At 72.6% G+C, this 24,221-nt stretch carries 25 protein-coding genes and 1 riboswitch; of the genes, 11 read left to right on the forward strand and 14 right to left on the reverse strand.

Features of this window, described 5'->3' with window-relative positions; all coding sequences use genetic code 11:
• Position 1 precedes the first annotated feature (1 nt).
• Positions 2-391, forward strand: a complete 390-nt coding sequence (locus tag ACH41F_RS02835; RefSeq protein ID WP_391229919.1) for a hypothetical protein — start codon at positions 2-4, stop codon at positions 389-391.
• A gap of 10 nt (positions 392-401) precedes the next feature.
• Positions 402-1,526: a hypothetical protein gene (locus ACH41F_RS02840; RefSeq protein WP_398832421.1), complete on the forward strand. Its 1,125-nt coding sequence runs from the start codon at positions 402-404 to the stop codon at positions 1,524-1,526.
• A gap of 1 nt (position 1,527) precedes the next feature.
• On the opposite strand, the gene ACH41F_RS02845 is transcribed toward ACH41F_RS02840, so the two are convergent.
• Together ACH41F_RS02845 and ACH41F_RS02850 are read right to left on the reverse strand one after the other, a co-directional pair.
• A complete protein-coding gene (locus tag ACH41F_RS02845; protein ID WP_391229922.1) occupies positions 1,528-3,420 on the reverse strand; it encodes a chorismate-binding protein in 1,893 nt (630 codons plus the stop codon).
• Between the two features lie 105 nt (positions 3,421-3,525).
• A complete protein-coding gene (locus ACH41F_RS02850) occupies positions 3,526-3,594 on the reverse strand; it encodes a trp operon leader peptide (RefSeq protein ID WP_391230582.1) in 69 nt (22 codons plus the stop codon).
• A gap of 96 nt (positions 3,595-3,690) precedes the next feature.
• Here ACH41F_RS02850 and ACH41F_RS02855 point away from each other — a divergent pair, with 96 nt between their 5' ends.
• Positions 3,691-5,040 carry a class II 3-deoxy-7-phosphoheptulonate synthase gene (locus ACH41F_RS02855; protein ID WP_391229925.1) on the forward strand — a complete coding sequence of 450 codons (1,350 nt, stop codon included), beginning with the start codon at positions 3,691-3,693 and terminating at the stop codon, positions 5,038-5,040.
• Positions 5,041-5,204: 164 nt separating this feature from the next.
• The gene (locus ACH41F_RS02860; protein ID WP_391229928.1) at positions 5,205-5,438 is read left to right on the forward strand and encodes a (2Fe-2S)-binding protein; all 234 of its coding nucleotides are present in this window, start codon (positions 5,205-5,207) and stop codon (positions 5,436-5,438) included.
• Between the two features lie 22 nt (positions 5,439-5,460).
• On the opposite strand, the gene bfr is transcribed toward ACH41F_RS02860, so the two are convergent.
• The gene (gene bfr / locus ACH41F_RS02865) at positions 5,461-5,940 is read right to left on the reverse strand and encodes a bacterioferritin (RefSeq protein WP_059197560.1); all 480 of its coding nucleotides are present in this window, start codon (positions 5,938-5,940) and stop codon (positions 5,461-5,463) included.
• Positions 5,941-6,116: 176 nt separating this feature from the next.
• Between bfr and ACH41F_RS02870 the strand changes: the two genes are divergently transcribed.
• Positions 6,117-6,749 (forward strand): molybdopterin-dependent oxidoreductase, encoded by a 633-nt coding sequence (locus ACH41F_RS02870; RefSeq protein ID WP_391229931.1) that lies wholly within the window; start codon positions 6,117-6,119, stop codon positions 6,747-6,749.
• Between the two features lie 16 nt (positions 6,750-6,765).
• Here the strand turns inward: ACH41F_RS02870 and ACH41F_RS02875 are convergent, their stop codons facing one another.
• The 6 genes from ACH41F_RS02875 to thiO form a co-directional block, all read right to left on the reverse strand.
• Positions 6,766-7,269, reverse strand: coding sequence for a DUF4396 domain-containing protein (locus ACH41F_RS02875; protein WP_398832427.1), 504 nt, complete (start codon positions 7,267-7,269; stop codon positions 6,766-6,768).
• A gap of 75 nt (positions 7,270-7,344) precedes the next feature.
• The gene (locus tag ACH41F_RS02880; protein WP_391229934.1) at positions 7,345-8,205 is read right to left on the reverse strand and encodes a deoxyribonuclease IV; all 861 of its coding nucleotides are present in this window, start codon (positions 8,203-8,205) and stop codon (positions 7,345-7,347) included.
• Between the two features lie 164 nt (positions 8,206-8,369).
• The gene (pknB, locus tag ACH41F_RS02885) at positions 8,370-10,295 is read right to left on the reverse strand and encodes a Stk1 family PASTA domain-containing Ser/Thr kinase (protein WP_398832430.1); all 1,926 of its coding nucleotides are present in this window, start codon (positions 10,293-10,295) and stop codon (positions 8,370-8,372) included.
• A 118-nt stretch (positions 10,296-10,413) separates the two neighbouring features.
• Positions 10,414-11,208: a thiazole synthase gene (locus ACH41F_RS02890; RefSeq protein WP_398832434.1), complete on the reverse strand. Its 795-nt coding sequence runs from the start codon at positions 11,206-11,208 to the stop codon at positions 10,414-10,416.
• 3 nt (positions 11,209-11,211) lie between these two features.
• On the reverse strand, positions 11,212-11,412 hold the full coding sequence (gene thiS, locus ACH41F_RS02895; protein WP_391229937.1) for a sulfur carrier protein ThiS: 201 nt from the start codon (positions 11,410-11,412) through the stop codon (positions 11,212-11,214).
• On the reverse strand, positions 11,409-12,566 hold the full coding sequence (thiO, locus tag ACH41F_RS02900) for a glycine oxidase ThiO (protein WP_398832436.1): 1,158 nt from the start codon (positions 12,564-12,566) through the stop codon (positions 11,409-11,411). The genes thiS and thiO overlap by 4 nt, the downstream gene beginning before the upstream one ends.
• Positions 12,564-12,675: riboswitch (TPP riboswitch) on the reverse strand. It overlaps the preceding gene by 3 nt.
• A gap of 52 nt (positions 12,676-12,727) precedes the next feature.
• On the opposite strand from thiO, the gene ACH41F_RS02905 reads away from it, so the two are divergent.
• The 6 genes from ACH41F_RS02905 to ACH41F_RS02930 all read left to right on the forward strand — a co-directional run bounded on the left by ACH41F_RS02905 (position 12,728) and on the right by ACH41F_RS02930 (position 17,926).
• Positions 12,728-13,099, forward strand: coding sequence for a hypothetical protein (locus tag ACH41F_RS02905; protein WP_398832438.1), 372 nt, complete (start codon positions 12,728-12,730; stop codon positions 13,097-13,099).
• 95 nt (positions 13,100-13,194) lie between these two features.
• Positions 13,195-14,358 carry an NAD(P)/FAD-dependent oxidoreductase gene (locus ACH41F_RS02910; RefSeq protein ID WP_398832780.1) on the forward strand — a complete coding sequence of 388 codons (1,164 nt, stop codon included), beginning with the start codon at positions 13,195-13,197 and terminating at the stop codon, positions 14,356-14,358.
• A 137-nt stretch (positions 14,359-14,495) separates the two neighbouring features.
• On the forward strand, positions 14,496-14,867 hold the full coding sequence (locus tag ACH41F_RS02915; RefSeq protein ID WP_391229943.1) for an Rv2175c family DNA-binding protein: 372 nt from the start codon (positions 14,496-14,498) through the stop codon (positions 14,865-14,867).
• 279 nt (positions 14,868-15,146) lie between these two features.
• The gene (gene thiE / locus ACH41F_RS02920) at positions 15,147-15,836 is read left to right on the forward strand and encodes a thiamine phosphate synthase (RefSeq protein ID WP_398832441.1); all 690 of its coding nucleotides are present in this window, start codon (positions 15,147-15,149) and stop codon (positions 15,834-15,836) included.
• A 153-nt stretch (positions 15,837-15,989) separates the two neighbouring features.
• Complete coding sequence (metF, locus tag ACH41F_RS02925) at positions 15,990-16,913, forward strand: methylenetetrahydrofolate reductase [NAD(P)H] (protein WP_391229947.1); 924 nt, start codon at positions 15,990-15,992, stop codon at positions 16,911-16,913.
• 56 nt (positions 16,914-16,969) lie between these two features.
• Entirely contained in the window at positions 16,970-17,926 is a 957-nt protein-coding gene (locus ACH41F_RS02930; RefSeq protein ID WP_391229949.1) for a hypothetical protein, read from the forward strand.
• Positions 17,927-18,007: 81 nt separating this feature from the next.
• Here the strand turns inward: ACH41F_RS02930 and ACH41F_RS02935 are convergent, their stop codons facing one another.
• From ACH41F_RS02935 to ACH41F_RS02955, 5 genes are all read right to left on the reverse strand, one after another.
• A complete protein-coding gene (locus ACH41F_RS02935; RefSeq protein WP_398832444.1) occupies positions 18,008-19,522 on the reverse strand; it encodes a phytoene desaturase family protein in 1,515 nt (504 codons plus the stop codon).
• A gap of 46 nt (positions 19,523-19,568) precedes the next feature.
• Positions 19,569-20,186: a DUF4126 family protein gene (locus ACH41F_RS02940; protein WP_391229953.1), complete on the reverse strand. Its 618-nt coding sequence runs from the start codon at positions 20,184-20,186 to the stop codon at positions 19,569-19,571.
• Positions 20,187-20,559: 373 nt separating this feature from the next.
• Positions 20,560-21,177 (reverse strand): TetR family transcriptional regulator, encoded by a 618-nt coding sequence (locus ACH41F_RS02945; RefSeq protein WP_391229955.1) that lies wholly within the window; start codon positions 21,175-21,177, stop codon positions 20,560-20,562.
• A 44-nt stretch (positions 21,178-21,221) separates the two neighbouring features.
• Positions 21,222-23,306, reverse strand: a complete 2,085-nt coding sequence (locus tag ACH41F_RS02950; protein ID WP_391229957.1) for a YhgE/Pip family protein — start codon at positions 23,304-23,306, stop codon at positions 21,222-21,224.
• Positions 23,278-24,048: an ATP-binding cassette domain-containing protein gene (locus tag ACH41F_RS02955; RefSeq protein WP_398832449.1), complete on the reverse strand. Its 771-nt coding sequence runs from the start codon at positions 24,046-24,048 to the stop codon at positions 23,278-23,280. Before ACH41F_RS02955 ends, ACH41F_RS02950 begins: the two co-directional genes overlap by 29 nt.
• Between the last annotated feature and the right edge of the window lie 173 nt (positions 24,049-24,221).

A 24,221-nucleotide genomic window follows, 5' to 3' on the forward strand; every position in this document is an offset into this window, starting at 1 on the left:
CATGACCTCCGCGGACGGCGACACCCCCTACGGCGAGCTGCATGCCGAATTCTGCCGGGAGTTGGCGTTGCTGCGGGCGTTCCAGCGCGGCGCCCGACGAGCCGCGCTGGAACAGGCCGTACGACGGTTGCGCGAGGGCGCGGACTTCTCCGAGGTGTTCGAGTCGCTCGGCGTCGAGGTCACCGCCTCGCTGTCCACCTCCCGTCATGCCACGCCGGTCGGCAGCCCGGGCGCGGCCCCGCCGCCGGTCGGCGGTCCGGGGGCACCCGTCCGCGGCCAGTACCTCTGCCCGGCGGGCGCCTGCGACCGCGTCGAGCAGCGGAGAGCGGCGGAGGGACCACCGGAGTGCCTGCTCCACGAGCGGGTGTTGACCTTCGTGCCGGACGCGTGAGGTCCGGCCGGTGACGGGATTCCTCGCCGAGCTGGGCCGCAAGCTGGCCGAGCGCTGGTTCACCCTCCTCGTGCTGCCGGGCCTCGCCTACCTGCTGGTCGCGGCGGTCGCCGTACGGCTCGGACAGCGCGACTGGCACGACTGGCGCGCTCTGTGGGACGGCTTCACCGCGCTCACCGAGGGCGAGGCGGGCGGGCAGGACAGCCTCGTCGCCCGAGCCGTCCTGCTGGTCCTCGCCGCGGTCCCGGTCTCCGCCGCCGTCGGAGCCCTGGCCCAGGCCCTCGCCGGCCCGGTCGAGCGCGCCCTGTGCGGTCCCTGGCCCCGCCCCCTCGGCAGCCTCTCGGCCCGCCTGACCACACGCCGACAGACCCTCTGGACCACCGCCGACGCCGCCCACCGCAGACAGCGAGCCCTGGCCGAGGCCGCCCACCGCAGACAGGCCGTCCAGAGCCGAGCGGCCCGCCACGCAGGCACGCGGACGGCACGGACGGCCGACCCGGCGGGGTCGGGAACGCGGGGTCCAGCCGCCGGATCCGGAACCCCAGACCCCGCCACCGGATCCGTCCCGCCCGTCCCGACCCCGTCATCCCCCGGCCGTGCCGGTGTCCAGGACGCCCGCCAGCACGCCGCCCGCGCCGACCGGTACGCCGCCATCGCGGCGCACCATGAGCAGGGCGCCGCCGGGCACGCCGCCCGACGTAACGCCCTCGCCCTGATCCGTCCCGAGCACCCCACCCGGCTCGGCGACCGCCTCCGCGCGCCCGCCGTGCGTCTGGGACAGGAGTACGGCATCGACCTCGCCACCATCTGGCCCCGCCTCTGGCTCCTGCTGCCCACCCCCACCCGCGAGACCCTCACCGCGACCCGGTCCCGGCTGGACGCCGCGTTCGCGCTGGGCGGCTGGGCGCTGCTGTATCTACCGCTCGCCCTGTACTGGTGGCCGGCCGCGCCGATCGCCCTCCTCGCCGCCCTCGTCTCCCGGCGCCGTGCCGAGCTCGCCGCCGCGGCCTACGCCGAACTCGTCGAGGCCACCGTCGACCTGCACCTGGACCGCCTCCACACCCGCCTCGCCGAACCCCGGCCGTCCCCGCAGCAGGGTCGGGCGCTGACGGAGCGCCTCCGCAGGGGGCTGTGAGTCACGCGCCGCACGTCGGGAACGGCCGCCGCTCGGAGGACGTGCTCGTCCCGCGCAGCTGACCCAGCAGCTCCCGCACGACCGCCGCCCCGTTCAGCGTGAGCACCGACTCCGGGTGGAACTGCACCCCCGCGAACCCGGGCCCGCGCACGGCGTGCACCTCACCCGACGCGCTCCGGTTCACCTCCACCCCGTGCGCGGCGAGCTCCGCCGCCGTCTCGTCGTCGCAGCGGGCCACGAAGCTGTTGTAGAAGCCGACGGTCTCCTCCCGCCCGAACAGGTCGACCGTCGTCTGCGCCCCCTGGTACGGCACGTCCTTGCGGACGATCTCCAGTCCCAGCTCCGCCGCGAGGAGCTCGTGCCCGAGGCAGACGCCGAGCACGCCGTGCGGGTGCGCACGGACGAGGCGCGCGGCCAGGTCGCGCAGGAAGGTCATCTTCGGGTCGGTCAGGTCGCCGGGGTCGCCCGGGCCGGGGCCGAGCACCACCGGACCCGGGTGGGCGAGGACCGCCTCGCGCAGCCCGGGCTCGTCGTAGCGCCGCACGGTGACCTCCAGGCCGCTGGAGCGCAGGACGTGCGCGAGCATCGCCGTGAAGGTGTCCTCCCCGTCGACGACCAGGGCGTGCCCGGTCAGCGCGGCCGACCGCTCCTGCATCCGCAGCCAGAAGGGGGCGAGGGAGGACCGGCGCCCGTCCAGCGCGGCACGCACGCGCGGGTCGTCGGCGAGACGTACGCGCGCGTGCTCGGTGCGCGGCGCCCGCTGGACGACCCCCAGCGCGGCCAGCACCCCCGCGGCCTTGGCGTGCGTCTCGGCGACCTCGCCCGCCGGGTCGGACCCGCGCACGAGCGTGGCGCCGACCGGCACCCGCAGCCGCCCGTCCGCACCGATGTCCGCGGTACGGATGAGGATCGGGGAGTCCAGCGTCTGGGCCCCGCCGGAGTCCTTCCCGAGCAGCGCCAGCGCCCCGGCGTAGTACCCGCGCCCGCCGACCTCGTGCCGCTCGATGACCCGGCAGGCGTTCTGCACCGGTGAGCCGGTGACCGTCGCGGCGAACATGGTCTCCTTCAGAACCTCGCGCACGTCCAGCGACGACTTCCCGCGCAGCTCGTACTCGGTGTGCGCGAGGTGGGCCATCTCCTTCAGGCGCGGCCCGACGACGACCCCGCCCATGTCGCCGACGGTGCACATCATCTTCAGCTCCTCGTCGACGACCATCGACAGCTCCTCGATCTCCTTGCCGTCGGCGAGGAAGTCGAGCAGGTGCTCGGTGGTGGGCCCGCCGGCCGGATAGCGGTACGTCCCACTGATCGGGTTCATCACGACCGTCCCGCCGGACATCCGCACGTGCACCTCGGGGCTGGCCCCGACCAGGGTCCGCTCGCCGGTGTGCACCACGAACGTCCAGTACGCGCCCCGCTCGCCCTCGAGCAGCCGCCGGAACAGGGCGAGGGCGTCGGCGCGGCCGAATCCCGGGACGTCCCCCTCGTACGTGCGCCGGATCACGAAGTTCGCGCCCTCGCCCTGCCCGATCTCCTCCCGCAGCACCCGTCCGACGATCCGGGCGTACTCCTCGTCGGCGACGTCGAAGCCGCCCCGCTCGACCCGCACGTCGTGCCCCGGGAGCTGGGCGAGGGCCTCGGCCAGCGGCAGGGTGTGCGTCTCCTCGGGGATCAGCACCGACAGCGGCGTCCCGTCGTCGCGGACGTCGAAGCCGCGCTCGCGGATCTGCCGGAACGGCACCAGCGCGAGGCCCTCGTCGGGCAGGTCGGCGAGCCGCTCGTACGTGGCGACCGGGCCGAGGAGCAGCTCCACGCTCTGCCCGTCATGGCCCGGTGTGCGGCGGCGCAGCAGCGCGAACGGGCGGGGGTCGTCGATCAGGTCGGGCAGACGCATGGTCCGTGTCCTTCTCACTCAGAGGAATCGTGGAGAGGAACGGACCCCGACAAACGCCGAAGGCCGCCCCTCGGGCGGCCTTCGCGAAGTCTTGCCTACGCGCAGTCAGTGGGCCGCCGGATGAGCGGTCCACCACCAGTTCTGGTTCGTCTTCTGGTTCGTCGGCGCGTACATGCGACGCACCCTATCCCATGTCCACACCGTGTACCCCGTGTCTCATTTGCTGGGCATGGGGCGGGACGCGCGACATCACCCCGTAATGTTGAGGCCGTGACCGTGAACGCTAAGACCAGCGCGAGCGCTGGCAACACCTGGCGAGACCTGCCCGCGGCGCAGCAGCCCGAGTACCCCGACACCGAGGCTCTGCGCGCAGTCGTTGCGGACCTCGAGTCGTATCCGCCGCTCGTCTTCGCGGGCGAGTGCGACCAGCTGCGCGCCCGGTTGGCGGCCGTCGCCAAGGGAGAGGCGTTCCTCCTCCAGGGTGGCGACTGCGCCGAGGCCTTCGACGCGGTGAGCGCCGACCACATCCGCAACAAGCTCAAGACCCTGCTGCAGATGGGCGCCGTGCTGACGTACGCCGCCTCGGTCCCGGTCGTGAAGGTCGGCCGTATCGCCGGCCAGTACTCCAAGCCGCGCTCCAAGCCGACCGAGACCCGCGACGGCGTGACCCTGCCGACCTACCGCGGTGACTCCGTCAACGGCTTCGACTTCACCGAAGAGGCCCGCATCCCGGACCCCGAGCGCCTGAAGCGGATGTACAACGCCTCCGCCTCCACGCTCAACCTGGTGCGTGCCTTCACCACCGGCGGCTACGCCGACCTGCGCCAGGTGCACGCCTGGAACCAGGACTTCGTGAAGTCCTCCCCGTCCGGCCAGCGCTACGAGCAGCTCGCCCGGGAGATCGACAACGCGCTGAACTTCATGCGGGCCTGCGGCACCGACCCGGAGGAGTTCAAGACGGTCGAGTTCTACGCCTCCCACGAGGCGCTGCTGCTCGACTACGAGTCGGCGCTGACCCGGGTCGACTCGCGTACGGGCCACCTGTACGACGTCTCGGGCCACATGGTCTGGATCGGTGAGCGCACCCGCCAGCTGGACGGCGCGCACATCGAGTTCGCCTCCCGGATCCGCAACCCGATCGGGATCAAGCTGGGCCCGACGACGACGGCCGAGGACGCGCTCCAGTACATCGAGCGCCTCGACCCGGACCGCGAGCCGGGCCGGCTCACCTTCATCGTGCGCATGGGCGCGGACAAGGTCCGCGACAAGCTGCCCGAGCTGGTCGAGAAGGTCACCGCCTCCGGCGCGACCGTGGCCTGGGTGACCGACCCGATGCACGGCAACACCTTCGAGGCGGCCTCGGGCCACAAGACCCGCCGCTTCGACGACGTGCTCGACGAGGTCAAGGGCTTCTTCGAGGTCCACAAGTCACTGGGCACCCACCCGGGCGGCATCCACGTGGAGCTCACCGGTGACGACGTCACCGAGTGCGTGGGCGGCGGCGACGAGATCTTCGTCGACGACCTGCACCAGCGCTACGAGACCGCCTGCGACCCGCGCCTGAACCGCAGCCAGTCCCTGGACCTGGCGTTCCTCGTCGCGGAGCTGTACCGCGACTAGTAGCAGATCAGCAGGGCGTGCGCCTGTTACAGGAGCATGAGGTGGGGCGCGGATCACACACGATCCGCGCCCCACCGCACTTTTGTGGCTCGCGCACGACGGGTAAGGTTAGGTTAGCCTCACCGATCAACGGGGATGGCGAGACCGATCAATCCCGTCGGGAGGTGACCCGCGTGTACGTATGCAGTTGCTTCGGGGTCACCGAGCAGCAGGTGAGGAAGCACGCGGAGGACGGTGCCTGCACCCCCCGCCAGATCGCCTCGGCCTGCAAGGCGGGCACCGACTGCGGTTCCTGCGTACGCCGGATCCAGGCGATCCTGGGCAGGGGCGCGTGCCCCCGCCGCGAGCTGGTCGACCAGGGTCAGCCGGTCCTCGCCGAGCTCGACGAAGCGGCTTGATCCGCCCCGCTCGCCTTCCGGCTCAGCTCTCCGGCTGCTCGATCAGCTGGGCGATGTAGAGCGCCTCGCCGAGCTTCTCCAGAAGCTCCAGCTGGGTGTCGAGGTAGTCGATGTGGTGCTCCTCGTCCTCGAGGATCGACTCGAAGATGTTCGCGGACGTGATGTCGCCCTTGGCGCGCATCACCTCGATACCGCGCTTGAGGCGGTCGATCGCCTCGACCTCGATCTGCCGGTCGGCCTCGAACATCTCCTTGACCGTCTGTCCGACCCGGACGTGGAACAGCCGCTGGTAGTTCGGCAACCCGTCCAGGAACAGGATCCGGTCGGTGAGCACCTCGGCGTGCTTCATCTCGTCGAACGACTCGTGGCGCGTGTACTTCGCGAGCTTCGTCCAGCCGAAGTTCTCCTGCATCTTCGCGTGCAGGAAGTACTGGTTGATCGCGGTGAGCTCGCCGGTGAGCTGCTCGTTGAGGAATTCGATGACCTCGGGGTCGCCCTGCATCGCAGAGGCTCCTTCCAACCGGGGGGAACTGGCAGGTTGCGCCGCATCCTTGCACCGGTATCGAAGATCGTCCAGTAAGTCTTCACTTAGTAAGTAAGGGCATGCTTAGTCCGGTTTGAGGTGAATCGAGCCGGGGCTGGTCCCGCGCACCACCCGGGGTCTGTCAGGATGGAGTCATGGGTCAGCCGGTGGAACGCGAGTCAGGAGAAGCGGCACACTCCGAGCTTCCGCCGGGGCAGCGCAAGCAGCGCGGCTGGCCGGTCACGCACTACGGACCCGTCCCCAAGTTCCGGCCCGAGCGCTGGGAGTTCCGGGTCTTCGGCGCCACGGCGGACGGCGGCAAGGAGTGCTGGACCCACGAGGAGTTCACGGCCCTGCCGCACACCACCGTCGTGGCGGACCTGCACTGCGTGACGAAGTTCAGCATGCTCGGCGCCGAGTGGGGCGGCGTCCCCGCCCGGTCCATCCTCGAGATCGCCCCGCCCGCCCCGTCCGTCACCCATGTGATGGTGTGGGCGGAGTACGGCTTCAGCTCCAACCTGCGCCTCGCGGACTTCGCCGCCGAGTCCACGATCTTCGCCACCCACAAGGACGGCGAGCTGCTCACCGCCGAGCACGGCTTCCCGCTGCGGCTGGTCGTCCCTCATCTGTACGCCTGGAAGGGGCCCAAATGGGTCCGCGGCGTCGAGTACATGACCGCCGACCGCCGCGGCTTCTGGGAGGAGCGCGGGTACCACAACATCGGCGACCCCTGGAAGGAACAGCGCTACTCCTACCAGGAGGAGCCCGGGGACGGCCCCGAGCTCTGACTCCTCGTGCCGGGGCTCAGTGGTGGTACTGGTGCACCACCGCGTGCCCCTTGCCGCGGCCGATCATCCACTTGTTGACCGGCGTGGTCAGGACGAAGGCGATGGCCAGCGCGATCGCCAGGGCGCCCCAGAACAGCGGGTCGGCGAGCTCGGCGTCCATGGCGCCCGGCCACAGCACGATCACGCCGTTGTCGACCAGCTCCATCACCGCGATCGACAGGGTGTCCGCGGCCAGCGCCACCTTCAGCGCGGCGCGCAGGCCGAGGCCCGCCTTCGTGACGCCGCGCAGGGTGAGCGCGTAGCCGAAGAAGAAGGCGAGGGCGATCGCCAGGATCAGGGTCGGGGTGTTGCCCCAGCCGAGCGCGGTGCCGATGACCATGCCGAGCACCTCGCCGATGGCGCACCCGGTGAGGCAGTGCAGGGTGGCCCGCGCCGCCATGGACCAGCTGCTGCCCGCCTGATGACCCTCGTGCCCGTGGTCCCCGTGGTGAGCGTGCTCTGTGTGCGCGTTGTGCTGCATGACTGCCCCCAGCGTGAGGTAACGGTTCCTGCGTCGAGCAGAACCGTATACCCCCCAGGGGTATTCCCCAAGGGCTTACGCGTCGCGGAGTTTCTTCAGTCGCTCCACGTCCGCGGCGTGCCCCTCCTTGCCCCCGGGGGTCTCGATGATCAGCGGTACGCCCTCGGTGGCGGGGTGGGTCATCAGCGCCCGGAACGGGTCCTCGCCGATGTGGCCGGCGCCGATGTTGGCGTGCCGGTCCTTGTGGGCGCCCACCACGTCCATGGAGTCATTGGCGTGGATCAGCTTCAGGCGGCCCTCGCCGACGGTGTCCACCAGCAGGTCCAGGGTCTGGTGCATGCCGGAGGGGCCGGTCAGGTCGTGGCCCGCCGCGAAGACGTGGCAGGTGTCGAGGCAGATCCCGAGCCTGGGGTGGGCGTCCAGGGCCTCGAAGTACGGCCCGAAGTCCCAGGTCCGCGAACAGAGCGAGGACCCCTGTCCGGCGGTCGACTCCAGCAGCAGGAACGGGTCGTCGTCATGGGTGAGCTCGTCCAGCAGCGGCAGCATGTACTCGCGGACCTGCTTGAGCGCGACGGACCGGTCCCGGCCCCCGGTCGCGCTGCCCGTGTGCACGACCACGCCGAGCGCCCCGATCTCCCGGCCGCGGCGCAGTGAGTGCCGCAGGCTCTCCACGGACCTCTCCACCGTCGCCTCGGTGTGCGAGCCGAAGTTGATCAGGTACGGGGCGTGCACGTACGCCGGGATCGACTCCGCCGCGCAGGCCGCGCGGAACTCCTCGTCCTGCCGCGGGTTGCCGGTGGGTGTGGCCCAGCCGCGCGGGTTGGCGACGAAGACCTGCACGGTCTCCGCCTGGAGATCACGGGCATAGGACAGACCGACGGAGTTCAGACCGCCGGCCACGGGGACGTGCCCGCCGACGGGGTTGCGCTGAGTCATCACCCGCTCAGGGTGTCATGCGAGCTCGGACGCGCTGTCGGGGGTGCTGGTGGCGGAGGAGGTGAGGGGGGCGAGGGGGCGGTGGTGCCCGCGTGAGCGTCCCCCGGTCCCCCCCGGCCCGCCGGTCCCCCCGGCCCCCGGCCGCCGTCCCCGCGGCGGCCGTGTCAGCGGATCTCGATCGTGATCGTCGAGCCCTTGGGGGCCGTCTGGCCGCCCTCCACCGACTGGCTCTTGACCGTGTCGCCGAACAGACCGAGGAGGCCGCGGTCCTCGTCGACCTCGAAGCCGGCGCCCTCCAGCTCGGCCCTGGCGTCGTCGACGCTGTCGCCGACCACGTCCGGGACCTCGACCATCTCGGGGCCCTTGGAGATCGTCAGCGTCACGGTGTCGCCCTCGGTGGCCTCGCTGCCGTCCTTCGGGGTCTGCGCGGCGACCAGGCCCTTGTCGTACTCCGACGTGACCTGCCGGGAGGCGACCTTCACCTTCAGGCCCGCCTCCGCCAGGTCCGCCTTCGCGTCCTCCAGGCTCTCGCCGGTGACGTCGGGGACGTCCACCGGGCTGCCCTTGCTGACGACCAGCGCCACCGCCGTGCCCGCGCGGAGCGTGGTCCCCGCCGCCGGGTCGCTGCCGATGACGAAGCCCTTGATGACGTCCTCGCTGAACTCCCGGGTCACCATGCCCGGTTCGAGGCCGTCGTTCTCCAGCCGGGTCTTCGCCTTGTCGAGCCGGTAGCCCTTCAGGTCGGCCAGGTCGACGGTGTCGGGACCCTTGGAGATGGTCAGCGTCACCGAGTCGTTGCTCCGTATGCGGGTGCCGACCGTCGGGTCCGAGCTGATGACCCGGCCGCGCTTGACGGTGTCGCTGTACTCCCGCTTCACCTTCCCGGCCTCGAGCCCGGCCTCCTCCAGCCGGTCCCGGGCCTGCGCCTCGGTCTTCTCCACCAGCGGCGGGACCTTGGTGAACTGCCCGGAGTTGATGTACCAGACGCCCGCGCCGACCCCGAGGATCAGCAGCAGGGCGGCCACGATCGCGAGCGGACCGCGCGGGCGGCCCGAACGGCGCCGGGGCGGCGGGGGCGGGGGCGACTGGAGGCGGCTCGTGCGGTTGAGCGCGGGCTCCGCCTCCTCGTCGACCGGCAGGGGGCGCGGCACGGTCAGCGACCGCGGGATCACGCTGGTGCGGTCCTCCGCGTTGCTGTGCTGGGCGGTCAGCGCCTGGGGCGGCATCAGGTCCAGCTGGTCCTCGCTGAGCGCGGAGCGGGCCTCGCGGGCATGCGCGAACAGCGCCACCGCGTCGTACGGGCGGAGGTCCGGGGTGCGGGCGGTGGCGGAGGCGACCAGCTCGTCCAGCGCGAACGGCAGCCCCGGCACGACGGCCGAGGGCGGCGGGACGTCCTCGTGGAGGTGCTTGTAGAGCACGATGGCGGGGGACTCCCCGTCGTGCGGCTTCTCGCCGGTCAGCATCTCGTACAGCACGACACCGCACGCGTAGACGTCCACGCGGGCGTCGGTGGCACCCGGCTGCTCGATCTGCTCGGGCGCGAGATAGGAGACGGTGCCGAGCACGGCACCGCTGGTGCTGGTGACGGTGTCGACGGACCGCACCAGTCCGAAGTCGGCGACCTTCACCCGGCCGTCGTCCCCTATCAGGACGTTCTCCGGCTTCATGTCCCGGTGCACGAAGCCCGCGCGGTGCGCGGCGCCGAGCGCGGCCAGCACCGGTTCCAGGATGTCGAGCGCGGCCCGCGGCTGCAGCGCCCCGCGGTCGCGCAGCACGTCACGCAGGGTGCAGCCGGCCACGTACTCCATGGCCAGGTAGACGTACGACCCGTCGGTGCCCTGGTCGAAGACCTGCACCACGTTGGGGTGGGCGAGCCGGGCGACGGACTTGGCCTCGCGGATGAACCGGTCCACGAAGGTGCCGTCGGCCGCGAGGCCCGGGTGCATCACCTTCAGCGCGAGCACGCGGTCCAGGCGGGTGTCCACGGCCCGGTAGACCGTGGCCATCCCGCCGACCGCGATCCGCGCGTCCACGCGATAACGCCCGTCGAGCACCTGCCCGACCAAAGGGTCCTGAAGGGTCGTATCCACGCAGGTGAGTGTACGAGCCGCGACTGACAGGGCCGCCGGTTCGGGCGAGATCGGGGCGGGACTGAAGCCGTCCTGTGACGGACGTCGCCACGACTCCCGGCCCCTCTCGAACGTACGTTCAGAACGCGGGACGTTCCGGATCGAGCCGCGCCAACCCCTCGGCGGGCGACGAGGCTTCGGCGAAGTGCCGCCGCGGGATGCGCCCCGCGCGGTGCGCCAGCCGGCCCGCCTCCACCCCGTGCCGCATCGCGTGGGCCATCAGCTCCGGCTCCCTAGCCCGCGTCACCGCCGAGGCGAGCATCACACCCGCGCACCCCAGCTCCATCGCGAGCGTCACGTCCGACGCCGTCCCCGCGCCCGCGTCCAGGATCACCGGCACGCGCGCGTGCTCGACGATCAGCTGGAAGTTGTGCGGGTTGCGGATGCCGAGCCCGGAGCCGATCGGGGAGCCGAGCGGCATGATCGCCGCACAGCCCACGTCCTGGAGCTTCCGGGCCAGCACCGGGTCGTCGTTGGTGTACGGCAGCACCGTGAAACCGTCGTCGACCAGCGTCTCCGCCGCGTCCAGCAGCTCGATCGGGTCCGGCAGCAGGGTGCGCTCGTCGGCGATGACCTCCAGCTTGACCAGGTCGGTGCCGAGCGCCTCGCGCGCGAGACGGGCCGTCAGCACGGCCTCGCCCGCGGTGAAGCAGCCCGCGGTGTTGGGCAGCACCGCGATGCCGAGCCGGTCCAGCACCGACAGGACCGAGCCGTGCACGTTCGGGTCCACGCGGCGCATCGCGACCGTGGTCAGCTCGGTCCCGGAGGCGACCAGCGCCCGCTCCAGCACGTCCAGGCTGGGCGCCCCGCCGGTGCCCATGATCAGGCGGGACGAGTACGTCGTACCGCCCAGGAGGAAGGGATCGTCGGCCATGGGTCAGCCTCCCTGGACGGCGGTGAGGACCTCGACGCGGTCTCCCTCGGCGAGGGGCGTCGAGGACCACTGTCCGCGCGGGACGACGGTTTCGTTGAGGGCGGCGGCCACGCCGGAGGGCGCCGGGGTGAGGGCCCGTACGACGGTGTCGAGAGCCGTGCCGGGAGCGACCTCGCGCGGCTCGCCGTTGAGAGAGATGTTCATGCGGGCTGCTCCACGAGTTCCCTGAATCGCCTGGGGGTGAACGGGCGCACCTCGTCGGGGAGTTCGCCCGTGGTCAGGACGTCGGCCAGCGCGTCGCCGGTGACGGGTGCGAGCAGTACGCCGTTGCGGTGGTGGCCGGTCGCCAGGAGCAGCCCGGGCAGCTCGGTCGGCCCGAGCAGCGGCGCGTTGTCCGGCGAGCCGGGACGCAGCCCCGCGCGGGTCTCCGTCAGCGGCAGCTCGGTGATGCCGGGGACCAGCTCATGGGCGTCGCGCAGCAACTCGTACACCCCGCCCGCGGTCACCGTCGTGTCCCAGCCCAGCTCCTCGCTGGTCGCCCCGACCACCAGCTCGCCGTTCTCGCGCGGCACCAGGTAGACCTGGCTGCCGCGGACCACGGCCCGCACGGTCCGGTTCAGGAACGGCGCGTACCGCGGCGGCACGGTCAGCCGCAGCACCTGCCCCTTCACCGGCCGCACCGGCGGCAGTACGGCCTCCGGGACCCCGGCCAGCCGCCCGCTGAGGCTGCCGGCCGCCAGGACGACCTGTCCCGCGCCCAGCCGCGTGCCGTCCGTCGTCGTGAGACCGGCGGCCCGGTCCCGTACGACCTCCAGGCGCTCGGCCCACGCGCGGTGGAAGACCACCCCCGCGCGCTCGCACGCGGTCAGCAGCGCCTTGACCAGCCGCCGCGGGTCGATCTGGTGGTCCCCGTCGACCCGCAGGCCGCCGCGCACCCCCGGCGCGAGCATCGGCTCCAGACGCCGGCACTCGCGCCCGGACAGCCACTCCGACTCCAGGCCCGACTCCCGCTGGAGAGCGTGCAGTTCGCGCAGGTGGGCGCGGTCGTCGGCGTCCAGAGCGACGGCGAGCGTGCCGCAGCGGCGGTAGCCGAGGTCCTGGCCGGTCAGCTCGGTCAGCTCGGCCGCGAACCGCGGATAGCGGCGGGCCGAGGCGAGGTTCAGGCCCAGCAGGGTCTGCTCGCCGTGGTGCAGTTCCGTGACGGCGGCCAGCATCCCGGCGGCCACCTGGGCGGCCCCGCCGCCGGGTTCGGGGTCCACGACGGCCGTGGCGAGACCGCGCTGTGCGGCCCGCCAGGCCGTGACCAGGCCGATGATGCCGCCCCCGATGACGAGGACGTCTGACGTACGTGAGGACATGGGCGTCCAGCCCCTCCCTTCGCCGGCATGACCCGGATCAGGTTCGTACGGTCGGAGGCCGCCAGCCTCCCTCTCAGCCCGGTGCGTCCGGGCTCCCGCGAGTGCTCTACGGTGGCCACCCTAGCCCGCAGAGCACCGCATGTGTAAGGGAGCCCACGGTCATGCCCCGCTCGCTGGACGGCCTCGTCCTCGCCCCCGTCGCCGACCAGGCCCCGGGCCAGGTGGGCACGCGCACCCGCTTCACGTACCACGAGAAGGACGGCGAGATCTGGGCCGAGTACGCGGGCGGGGACGTCGTGCGGGGGCATCTGGTGGGTACCCGGGACGGGGACCGGCTCGACTTCCGGTACGTCCAGCTGAGGCAGGACGGGACGACCGCGTCCGGGCACTGCGTGTCCACCGTGGTCGAACTCCCGGACGGGCGCGTGCGCCTGGAGGAGACCTGGGAGTGGGAGTCCCGGCCCGGCAGCGGGACGAGTGTCGTGGAGCAGATCGCGGCAGGTGTGGAGCAGGTCACTGCGCACGACTCCTGACTGACAAATTGTCAGTTGTCTATGGTGATCAGGTGAGCGAGGACACGCAGACGCAGGCACAGGCGCCACGGCGGGTCGTGGTGGTCGGCGCGGGCATGGCCGGCGTGCAGACCGCGGTCGCGCTGCGCGAGCAGGGCTTCACCGGCACCGTGACCCTGATCGGCGCGGAGCCGCACCAGCCGTACGACCGGCCGCCGCTGTCCAAGGCGGTCCTGCTCGGCAAGGCCGAGGGCTCCGCCTTCGACGTCGACTTCGAGGCGCTCGGCATCGGACTCGAACTCGGCCGCGAGGTCCTGGGCGTCCGCCCCGCCGAGCACACCCTGGACACCGAGTCCGGGCCCGTGCCGTACGACGTCCTGGTCCTCGCCACCGGTGCCGAACCGATCCGGCTGCCCGGCGCGGAGGGCGTCCCCGGCGTCCATCTGCTGCGCACCCTCGACGACGCCGAGCGGCTGCGGCCGGTGCTCGCCCGGCAGCACGACATCGTGGTGGTCGGCGCGGGCTGGATCGGCGCCGAGTTCGCGACCGCCGCGCGTGAGGCGGGCTGCTCGGTCACCGTCGTGGAGGCCGCCGAACGGCCGCTCGCGGGCGCGCTGCCCGCTGAGGTGGCGGCGCCGATGGGCGCCTGGTACGCCGACGCGGGCGCCGACCTGCGCACCCGCACGCGCGTGGCGCGTGTCGAGCCCGGCACGGTCGTCCTCGACGACGGCACCCGGCTGCCCGCGGGCGCCGTGGTGGTCGGCATCGGCGCCCGCCCCGCCACGGCCTGGCTGGCCGACTCGGGCGTGGAGCTCGGCGCGCACGGCGAGGTGGTGGCCGACGACGGGCTGCGCACCTCCGTGCCGGACGTGTACGCGGTCGGCGACTGCGCGTCCTTCCCCTCGGGCCGGTACGGCGAGCGCCTGTTGGTCCACCACTGGGACAACGCCCTCCAGGGGCCGCGCACGGTCGCGGCCAACATCATCGGCGAGACGCCCGCGGTCTACGACCCGGTGCCGTACTTCTGGTCCGAGCAGTTCGGCCGGTTCGTCCAGTACGCCGGGCACCACGCCCGCGCCGACACGGCCCTGTGGCGCGGCGACCCGTCCGGGCCGGCCTGGTCGGTGTGCTGGCTGCGCGAGAACCGCCTGGTCGCCCTCCTCGCGGTGGGCCGGCCCCGGGATCTGGCCCAGGGACGGAAGCTGATCGAGGCGGGCACGGAACTGGATCCGGAGCTGCTGCTCGACCCGGCGCGGCCGTTGAAGGCGGCGACGGCGTAGGGGCGGGGGACGCGGACGCGAGGGGGCCGGCGGGGCGCGGGGCCGGGCGTCGGGGAGGCGTGCGCGGGGGAGCTGGAACCCCCTGGTCGGAGGGGTCCGGCTTCCTCCTGTCAGTGCGGGATGGCAGGCTTGATGTCGTGACCGAGATTGACGCAAAGATCGATGCTCTCGTGCCCGCCTGGCTCACCCTCCCCGACATCGCGGAAATCCTCGATGTCGAGGTGACGCGTGTGCGGCAGCTGGTCAGGGAGGGCCAGCTCATCGCCGTACGCCGGGGTGAGAACCGCGCGCTGCACGTCCCCGCCGCCTTCATCGACGGGGCCGAGCAGAAGGTCGTCAAGGGCCTCACCGGGACCCTGACGCTCCTGCGGGACGACGGCTTCAGCGACGAAGAGATGCTGGAGTGGCTCTTCACCCCCGACGACAGCCTGCCCGGCACCCCCGCGCAGGCACTCAGCGAGAATCGCGGCACGGAGGTGAAGCGCCGGGCCCAGGCGCTCGCCGTCTGACCCGGGCGCGGCAAGAACCGAAAACCGTCTGACGTACGGGCGGGGCCCTGCGGGCCACGGTCGCGGGTGACCGCGGCCGTGGCGCGGCGGCGAGGGACCGGCGGCGGTCCCCTCGGGGCGGGCCGACCGCACGGGCACCGGCACGCACCGCCGCGGTCGTGCGGCCCGGGAACCGGCGCGCACCGCCGCGGCCGTGCGCCTGTGGTTCACTACGCCCGGTCCGCCGAGGCCGACCGCACCGGTCCGCGGCCCGTACGCCATCCACACCGGGGGACACCCATGCCCGTCACGCCCGTCACGTCCGACACCGCCGCCCGCGCCCAGCTCGCCGACGCCCGGCTCTATCTGTGCACGGACGCCCGCAAGAAGCAGGGCGACCTTCCCGAGTTCCTGGACGCCGTCCTGGCGAACGGCGTCGACTTCGTCCAACTGCGCGACAAGACGCTGGAGGCGGACGAGGAGCTGGGCCTGCTCGCGCTGTTCGCCGACAAGTGCCGGGAGAACGGCAGGACCCTGTCGGTGAACGACCGCGCCGACGTGGCGCACGCCGCCCGGGCCGCCCACCCCTGGCCCCCCGCGATCCTGCACCTGGGTCAGGGTGACCTCCCGGTCCCCGCGGCCCGCGCGATCCTCGGCGACGACATCCTCGTGGGCCGCTCCACGCACTCCGAGACCGAGGCCGCCGCGGCCGCCGTCCAGGAGGGCGTCGACTACTTCTGCACCGGCCCGTGCTGGCCCACGCCCACCAAGCCCGGCCGCCACGCCCCCGGCCTGGACCTGGTCCGGTACACCGCCGCCCTCGGCACCGACCGCCCGTGGTTCGCCATCGGCGGCATCGACCTGGGCAACCTGGACGAGGTACTGGCGGCCGGGGCCCGCCGGGTCGTGGTCGTGCGGGCCATCACGGACGCGGACGACCCGGGCGCGGCGGCGGCGGAGTTCGCCAAGCGGCTCCGGGAGGCGGTGTGAGGCGGTGCGAGGGAAGGTGAGGCGGGCGGGCGGTCCGGCGTGAGCCCGGGGGTGGACGGCCCGGGTGTCCGAGGGGTGGACAACAAGTCGACAAAAAGGGCAAATTTCCCCGATCCGGTTGGGTGACCGTCACCCCCTGGCTAACCTGCCGGTATGGCCCTCGGAACCGCATCCACCAGGACGGACCGCGCACGCACCGTGCGCGACATGCTCGCCACGGGCAAGACGACGTACTCCTTCGAGTTCTCGGCGCCGAAGACACCCAAGGGCGAGCGGAACCTGTGGAGCGCGCTCAGGAGGGTCGAGGCGGTCGCCCCGGACTTCGTCTCGGTGACGTACGGTGCCGGCGGTTCCACGCGCGCCGGCACGGTCAAGGAGACCCAGCAGATCGTCGCCGACACCACGCTGACGCCGGTCGCCCACCTCACCGCGGTCAACCACTCCATCGCGGAACTGCGCAACATCATCGGCCAGTACGCCGACGCCGGGATCCGCAACATGCTGGCCGTGCGCGGCGACCCGCCCGGCGACCCCATGGGCGAGTGGGTGGCGCATCCGCAGGGCCTGACCTACGCGGCCGACCTCGTCCGGCTCATCAAGGAGTCGGGTGACTTCTGCGTCGGCGTCGCGGCCTTCCCGGAGATGCACCCGCGCTCCGCGGACTGGGACGCCGACGTCACGCACTTCGTCGACAAGTGCCGGGCCGGCGCCGACTACGCCATCACGCAGATGTTCTTCCAGCCGGAGTCCTATCTGCGGTTGCGCGACCGGGTCGAGGCGGCCGGTTGCGCGACCCCCGTCATCCCCGAGGTCATGCCGGTGACCAGCGTGCGGATGCTGGAGCGGCTGCCGCAGCTCAGCAACGCGGCCATCCCCTCCGCCCTGGAAGAGCGGATCCTCACAGCCAAAGACGATCCGGCCGCTGTACGCTCCATTGGCATCGAATTCGCCACGGAGTTCTGCGCGCGGCTGCTGGCCGAGGGAGTGCCCGGACTGCACTTCATCACGCTGAACAACTCCACGGCGACGCTGGAGATCTACGAGAACCTGGGCCTGCACCACCCACCGCAGGCCTAGACCGGCCGCACGGACATACGACACACTGCGTAGCGGCTACTGGGAGAGGGGCGTACATGGGCTGGACGGTCCTCTACATCGCGTTCGGAGTCGTCGCGCTGTGGCTGCTCGGCGAGGTGCTGCTGCAGTACAAAGCGCGTCTGCGCTGGCGACTGCTCGCCTTCGCGGGCTTCGTGGGCGTGGTGCTCGGTGTCCTGATCCCCTCGGTGATCGTCATCGGCCTGGGCGCGGCCGCCTTCGCGGTCGGCCAGACCTACGTCACCCTCTCCTTCCGCCGCGGCTTCGAGCAGGGCTGGGCGGTCAACCCGCCCGAGGCCCTGGGCGGCCTGGTCGGCGGCAAGCGCGCCGGCCGCCGCGAGCGAGGCCGCGCGGAGCCCACCCTGGAGGTCTCCGACCTCCAGGCGACCGACACCGGTTACGGCAACGCCGCCCCCTACGCCGCGGACACGGCCGGTTACGGCCACGACGACTACGACCGCGACGACGTCTTCACGCCCGCCCGCCCCGTCGCCGCCCCGGCCGCCGAGACCACCGCGGTCTACGAGCCCCAGCCCCTGCCCGACGACACCGGCTCCTACGGCGTGTACCGCGACGGCTCCTACGCCGACCAGGGCCGGCCCCAGGGCCAGGACCAGTACGCGACGGCCGCCCAGGGCGCCGACCAGCCCTACGGCTACGACGGCTACACGGGTTACGACCAGCAGAACTACGGCTACGACATGGCCGGCCAGCAGCAGTACGCCGCCTACTCCGACCCGTACATCGGCACCCAGACCTACGGCGGCTACGACACCTCCTACGGCGGCCAGCAGACCTACGGCCAACAGGCCTACGGGCAGGACCAGTACGGCAACCCCACCTACGGCGGGGAGACCCCGGCCGGCGGCGTCTGGGTCCCGCAGCAGCGCACCGACGAGACGTACGGCGGCGAACTCCCGCCGGAGCAGCAGCAGTACCCCTACCAGGACAACAGTCAGCAGGGGAACGGCTACGACGAGCAGTACCGCTTCTGACCGACGGTCACGCAGCGGACCGCGGCCCCAGGGCACCGCTTCTGACCGGCGGTCACGTGGTGGGCCGCTTCCGGTAGGCGGTCACTGGGAGCCCCGGAAGTCCGGGCCCTCCACGATCAGTCCGGCGACCAGCGCGCCCGACATGCCCGCGTGGGGCAGCCCCCCGCCGGGGTGCGACCAGCCGCCGACGGCGAACAGCCCGTCGAGCGCCGTGGTGTTCGCCGGGTGCAGCAGGCGCCCCCCGGCCGCCGCCAGCGCCGGGGCCGGAACCGCGCCGCCCGCCGCGCCGGTCGCGTCCGCGATGTCGGCCGGTGTGCGGACCTCGTGCCAGAGCAGGCGCTCGCGGAGGTCCGGGACGGCCCGTTCGGCGGCGCTGATCAGCTTCTGCGCGTGGTCACCGAAGACCTCGGACTCCGGTCCCTGCCCACATGGGAAGGCGGGCACGGTCGCGGTGAGGGTGATCGCCTCGTGGTCCGCGTCGGGGACGAGAGCGGGGTCGTCGGGGCGCAGCACGGTGAGCGTGGGGCGCGCGTCCAGCCCCCGCGCCGACCCGAACAGCAGCTCCAGCTCGCGGTCCCGGTCCTCCGCGTGCACGACCGTCCGGTGCGCCGCCCCCGCCGGGCGCCCGCCCCGCAGCGCCAGCAGCACCGTCATACGGCTCGGCGGCCCGGGCACCGGGGGGACGTCACCGCTCCCGCGCGCGCCGGCGCCCCGCACACAGCGGTTCAGCACCTCGGGGGCGACGCCGGCGACCACGAACTCCGCCTCCACCGGCGTCCCGTCGCCCAGCTCGACGCCCACCGCCCGGCCGTCCTTCTCCAGCACCCCGGTGACCTCGGCACCGAAGTGGAACTCCACCCGGCGCGCCACACACCGCTCGTACACCGCGCGCGCCAACTCCCTGATGCCGCCGCGCACGTACCAGGTGCCGAAGGCGTGCTCCATGTACGGCAGCACCGCCGCGCTCGCCGGGGCGACACGCGGGTCCAGCCCGTACGCGAGCGCGTGGCTCTCCAGGAGCGCGGTGAGCCTGGCGTCGCGCAGCTCCCAGGCGCCCACCTCGGCGAGCGTGCCGGCCCGGCGGGTGCGCAGCAGCTTCTTGTGGGGGACCGACGGATAGGGCTCGCGGTCGGCCAGCACCGACCAGTTCGGCCAGAGCGGCTCCTCCAGCAGCGGTCTGCGGGTGCGGTCCCAGGCCTCGCGGGCCCGGACCAGGAAGTCGCCCCATCGGGCGCCCGCGCCCGAGCCGAGCGCCTCGTCCAGCGCCGCGACGACGCCCGCGCGCGAGGCGTTGGGCAGCGAGGCCTCGGTGCCGTCCGCGAAGAGGTGACGGGAGGACGGGTCGACCTGGACCAGCTCGACGACCGACTCCAGCGGCTCCTTGCCGGTCTTGACGAACAGGTCGCGGTAGACCGCGGGCAGCGGCAGCAGTCCGGGACCGGTGTCGAAGGCGAACCCGTCGCGTTCGAGGCGGCGCACCGCACCGCCGTAGGTCTCCGTACGCTCGTACACCGCCACCCGGTGGCCCGCGACGGCCAGCCGGGCAGCGGCCGCCATCGCGCCCATCCCGGCGCCGATCACCGCAATCCGTGCCATGCCGGCGACTTTATCGGCCGCCACTGACAGCCCCGGCCGCGGGCGGTCACCAGTGGGGCGGGGGCCCGGTGCGGCCCGCGAGCCGCTTCTCCTCCCGGCGCTGCGCCCGGCGCCGCAGGAACCGGCGGATCCGGGAGATCAGGAAGACGAGTATCACCAGCCCGCCGAACAGCAGTACCGCCGCGATGATCGCCGCCGCCTGCGGATGGAACATGGCGAAGGTGACGAGAGCGCCGACGCCGAGGTCCTCGGCCAGGCTCACGATCACGTTGCTCATGGGTTCCGGCGAGGTGTTCACCGCCATCCGCGTCCCGGCCTTGACGGCGTGGCTGGCCAGCGCCGTCGAACCGCCGACCAGGCCCGCGACCGCGTCGTTGAGCGAGCCGCTCTGCCCGGCGAGGACCGCGCCGACCCAGGCACCGGCGGCCGGCCGGATCAGGGTGTGCACCGAGTCCCACGCCGAGTCGACGTACGGGATCTTGTCCGCGACCGCCTCGCACACGAAGAGCACGCCGGCCACGACGAGCACCTCGGGGCGCTGGAGCGTCTCGGGGACGTCGTCGCTCAGCCCGGTCGCGCCGAAGACGCCGAGCAGCAGCACGACGGCGTAGGCGTTGATTCCGCTGGCCCAGCCGCTGGTGAAGACGAGAGGGAGTACCGACACGGACGCGATCGTAACCACTCGCCGACGCGGGGTCCTGGGCCCGCGCACCCAGGACTGAGTATCCGTACCTAGCCGACGAGATGAGTACGCGCGCGGATGGGGCCCGACCTGCGGGAACGAGAGAGTGGGGGCACGGAGAAGGGAACGGCTGCGGCACCGGCGACACGGGGCGCCGGAACGGAGCCGGCCCGGATCCGCTCCTTCCGCCGGCGCAGGTCGGCGGGAGCGAGGCACGGGGGCCCGGGGGACGACCGAACGGGGGTCCGACGGGGGAACACGGGGGAGCACGAGAAGGCGCCGGTTCGAGGTGGCCCGCGGGGGACGCGGCCACATCGGACCGGCGCTTTCGTGCGTCCCCGCGCGGGGCGCGCGCTCAGCCCCGCCCGCTCACCCGTCCCTGCAGCAGCCGTGACAGCGCCGCGTGCACGTCGTCCAGGGAACGCTCCGCCTGGAACGCCTTCCAGTCCAGCGCCGCCACCAGCACCATGCCGACCAGCGCGGGCGCGGTCAGCGGGATGTCGATGGCCTCGTGGAACTCGCCGCCCTCGACGCCCTCGCGCAGCACGTCCTCGACGACCGCGACCGCCTGTTGCCGGACCACCATGAGCGTGGACTGCCAGGCCCGGTTGGTGCGCCACAGCTCGGCCACGTACAGCTGGGTGAAGGCCGGGTAGCGGTCGATGAAGACCAGGCCGGCCCGGATCATCGCGTCCAGGGCGTCCGTCTTGCTGCCGCCCTGCGCCGCCGTCCGCTCCGCGGCCTCCCGCAGGGAGGCGGTGAGCAGGCCCACACCGTGCCGCAGCAGCTCCTCGAAGAGGACGGACTTGCTCGCGAAGTTGTAGTAGACCGTGCCCTTCGCCACCCCGGCGCGCTCGGCGATCTCGTCGACGGTGGTGGCGGAGAAGCCCTGCTCCGCGATGAGCGTCACGGCCGCCTCGTAGAGCTTCTGCCGGGTGGCCTCGCGGCGCGTGCTGCCGCTGCTGCTTTCCATGGCCCCGATTCTCACAGCTGCCGGGGGCCCGGCGGTCGTCGAGGTCACAGGCTCAGCTCCGGGTGCAGCCGGTCGAGCGTCCACACCTGACGGCGACGGGCCGACAGGGCGGTGAGCGCGAGCGCGCCCGCGGTGAACGCCGTGAGCACCACGCACGCGTGCCACACCGGACCGAGACCGCCGCCCGTGATGAGCCGGCGGAGCGCCTCCACGACGTAGCTCATCGGCAGGAACGGGTGGAGGGCGTTGAAGAAGCCGGGGCTGGTCTGCACGGGGTAGGTGCCGCCCGCGGACGTCAGCTGGAGCATCAGGAAGGCCAGGACGAGGATCCGTCCCGCGGCTCCGAAGCGGGCGTTCAGCCACTGCACGATCGCCGCGAAGCACGCCGTCACCAGGAACAGGAAGCCCACCGTCCCGGCCGCCCGTGCCATCTGCAGGCCGATCGCCCAGTGCAGCACCGACATCAGGGCCACGGTCTGGAGCACCCCGATCGCCACCACAGGCAGCCAGCCCGCCAGCGCGATCCGCCAGGCGGGGGCGCCCACGGCGAGCGCCCGCCGGTTCATCGGCGCGATCAGCATGTACGCCACCATCGCGCCCACCCACAGGGACAGCGGGATGAAGTACGGGGCGAAGCCGGTGCCGTAGTTGGGCGCCTTGTGCAGGTCCCGGGAGACCAGCTGGACCGGGTCGGCCATGACACCGGTGCGCTCGTCGCGGTCGTTCTTGTCGTAGTCGGGGATCCGGTCGGCGCCGTCGTGCAGTCCGTCGGAGAGCTTGCCCGAGCCGTCGACGAGCTTGTACAGGCCGCCGTTCAGGTCGAAGGCGCCGGTCTTGAGCTTGCCGAGCCCTTCGTCCAGGTCGCCGGCCCCGGTCCGGGCGGTACCGAGCCCGGTGTGCAGCTTCTCGGCGCCCGCGGCGACCTTCCCCGCGCCCTTGTTCAGCTCGTTGATCTTGGACACGGCGTCGTCGAGGTCCTCCGAGAGGTGCGGAGCGCGGTCGGCCAGGGCCTGGGCCTGCTTCTGCAGGGTCGCCAGATTCTTGTCGAGCGTCTTCAGGTCGCCGCCCTGGTCCTCCACCAGGGTGTCGATGTCGTCGGCGATCGTCGACACGTCGGCCGCCGCGTCCCTGGCCTTCTCCAGGTCGGCGCAGGCCGCGTCGGGCAGGAGGGGCTTCTCGCAGCGGGCCCGGTAGACCTTGTCCAGGGTGTCGGAGGCGCCCCGGGCACCCTCTGCGGCCGCGGGCGCGGTCTTCGCCAGGGTGTCCAGGTGCTTGCGGATCACCTTGCTCGAGTCGGCGACGAGCTGGGCGGTGTCACCGATCGTCCGCTCGTTGTCCTCCAGGAACGGGCCCACCTTCGACGCGACCCCGTTGACCTTGTCGGCGAGCGTCTGGGTGCCGTCCGCGACCCGCCGCGAACCGTCCTGGAGGTCGCCGGCGCCCTTGTCGAGCTTCTTCAGCCCCTTGGCCAGCTTGCCGCTTCCGCTCTTGGCGTCCTTCAGCCCGTCGGCGAGGTCCTTGGAGCCCTTCTCGGCCTTCCCGAGGCCGCCCTCCAGCTTGTCGGCGCCCTTGGCGGCCTTCACCGTCGCGCCGTGGATGTCGGAGAAGGAGATGAAGATCCGGTCCAGGAAGGACCGTGACGCCTTCGTGGACGCGGCCCGGCGCACCTCGCTGAAGACGGTGCGCGAGATCTGTCCGACGATGTAGTTGTTGGCGTCGTTGGTGCGCACCTGGAGGGCGCCCGTCTCCGGGGAGTCGCCCGCGCTGGACGCGATCCGCTCGCTGAAGTCGGTCGGCACGGTCAGCGACAGGTAGTACCTGCCGTCCTCCACGCCCGCGCGTGCCTCGGCGGAGCTGACCTCGTGCCACTCGAAGACGTCGCTGTCGCGCAGCCCTCGGGTGATGTCGTCGCCCGCGGCGAGCTTCCTGCCGTCGGTGGTCGCCCCCTTGTCGTCGTTGACGAGCGCGACGGGGATGCGGTCCAGCCGCCCGTACGGGTCCCAGAACGACCACAGGTACAGCGCGCCGTACAGCAGGGGCAGCACCAGCAGCGCGACCAGCGCGGCCCGCGGCAGCTTCCCCCGCCCGAAACGGCGCAGCTCAAGCGCGGCCAGGCGTGGCGAGCGCATCGGCGTCCTCCTTCGACTCGGTCGACCCGTGCCCCGTGGACTGCGCCTGGGCGGGCTCGTGGTCCGTGGAGACCGTCAGGGCGTCGTCCGGGGCCTGACCGCACACCGCCAGGACCGTGGTCCCCGCATCGGTCAGTGACCTCAGCAGCGCCCAGACCTCCGCCCGCTCCGCCTCGGACAGCTTCAGATCGGCGTCGTCCACGCCGAGCAACCGGGGCCGCCCGATCAGGGCCAGCGCCACGGACAGCCGCAGCGCCTCCAGCCGCTCCAGATCGCGTACGGCGGTCCGCGCCCCCTTGGGCAGGGCCTCCCGGTCGAGTCCGGCGGCGGTCAGGGCGGTGTCGACACGCAGCCTCGCCTCCGCGGCGCGCTCGGCGCGCGGTCGCAGCAGCCCCCGCAGGGAGCCGCCGAAGCGGCGCTGGAGCAGCGCCCGTTCCCGCAGGTGCTCCCCGACGGTCAGGGCGGGGTCGAGGTCGGTGACACCGGCGACGTTGGCCACGGCGCTCATCCGCCGCACCGCCCCCAGCTGCTTGGGCAGCCGTGCCCCGCCCACGACCGCCGTCCCCTCGGAGGCCTTCATGCGCCCGGTGAGCGCCAGCAGCAGACACGTACGGCCCGACCCCGAGGCCCCCTGGACGGCGATCAGCGCACCGGGCTCCGCGTCGAGCCCGACCCCGCGGAACGTCCAGCCGCGCGGCCCCCTGAGCCCGAAGCCCTCGGCTGTGACGGCGACTCCGTGCACAGCCCCACCCCCTCTTCCCGAACTGCCCCTGTTTTTGAACTGACTGGTCAGTGCAAAAACTAGCCCGAACCTTCGATCGAGGCAAAAGCCCAGGTCGGAACGGATTGTCAGTGCCATACCTCACGATGGGCCCATACGGCATCCCGTATCGGGACGTGCCGTCACACAGACGA

Source organism: Streptomyces sp. NPDC020489 (assembly GCF_044386545.1).
In the GTDB taxonomy this organism is placed as follows: Bacteria; Actinomycetota; Actinomycetes; order Streptomycetales; family Streptomycetaceae; genus Streptomyces.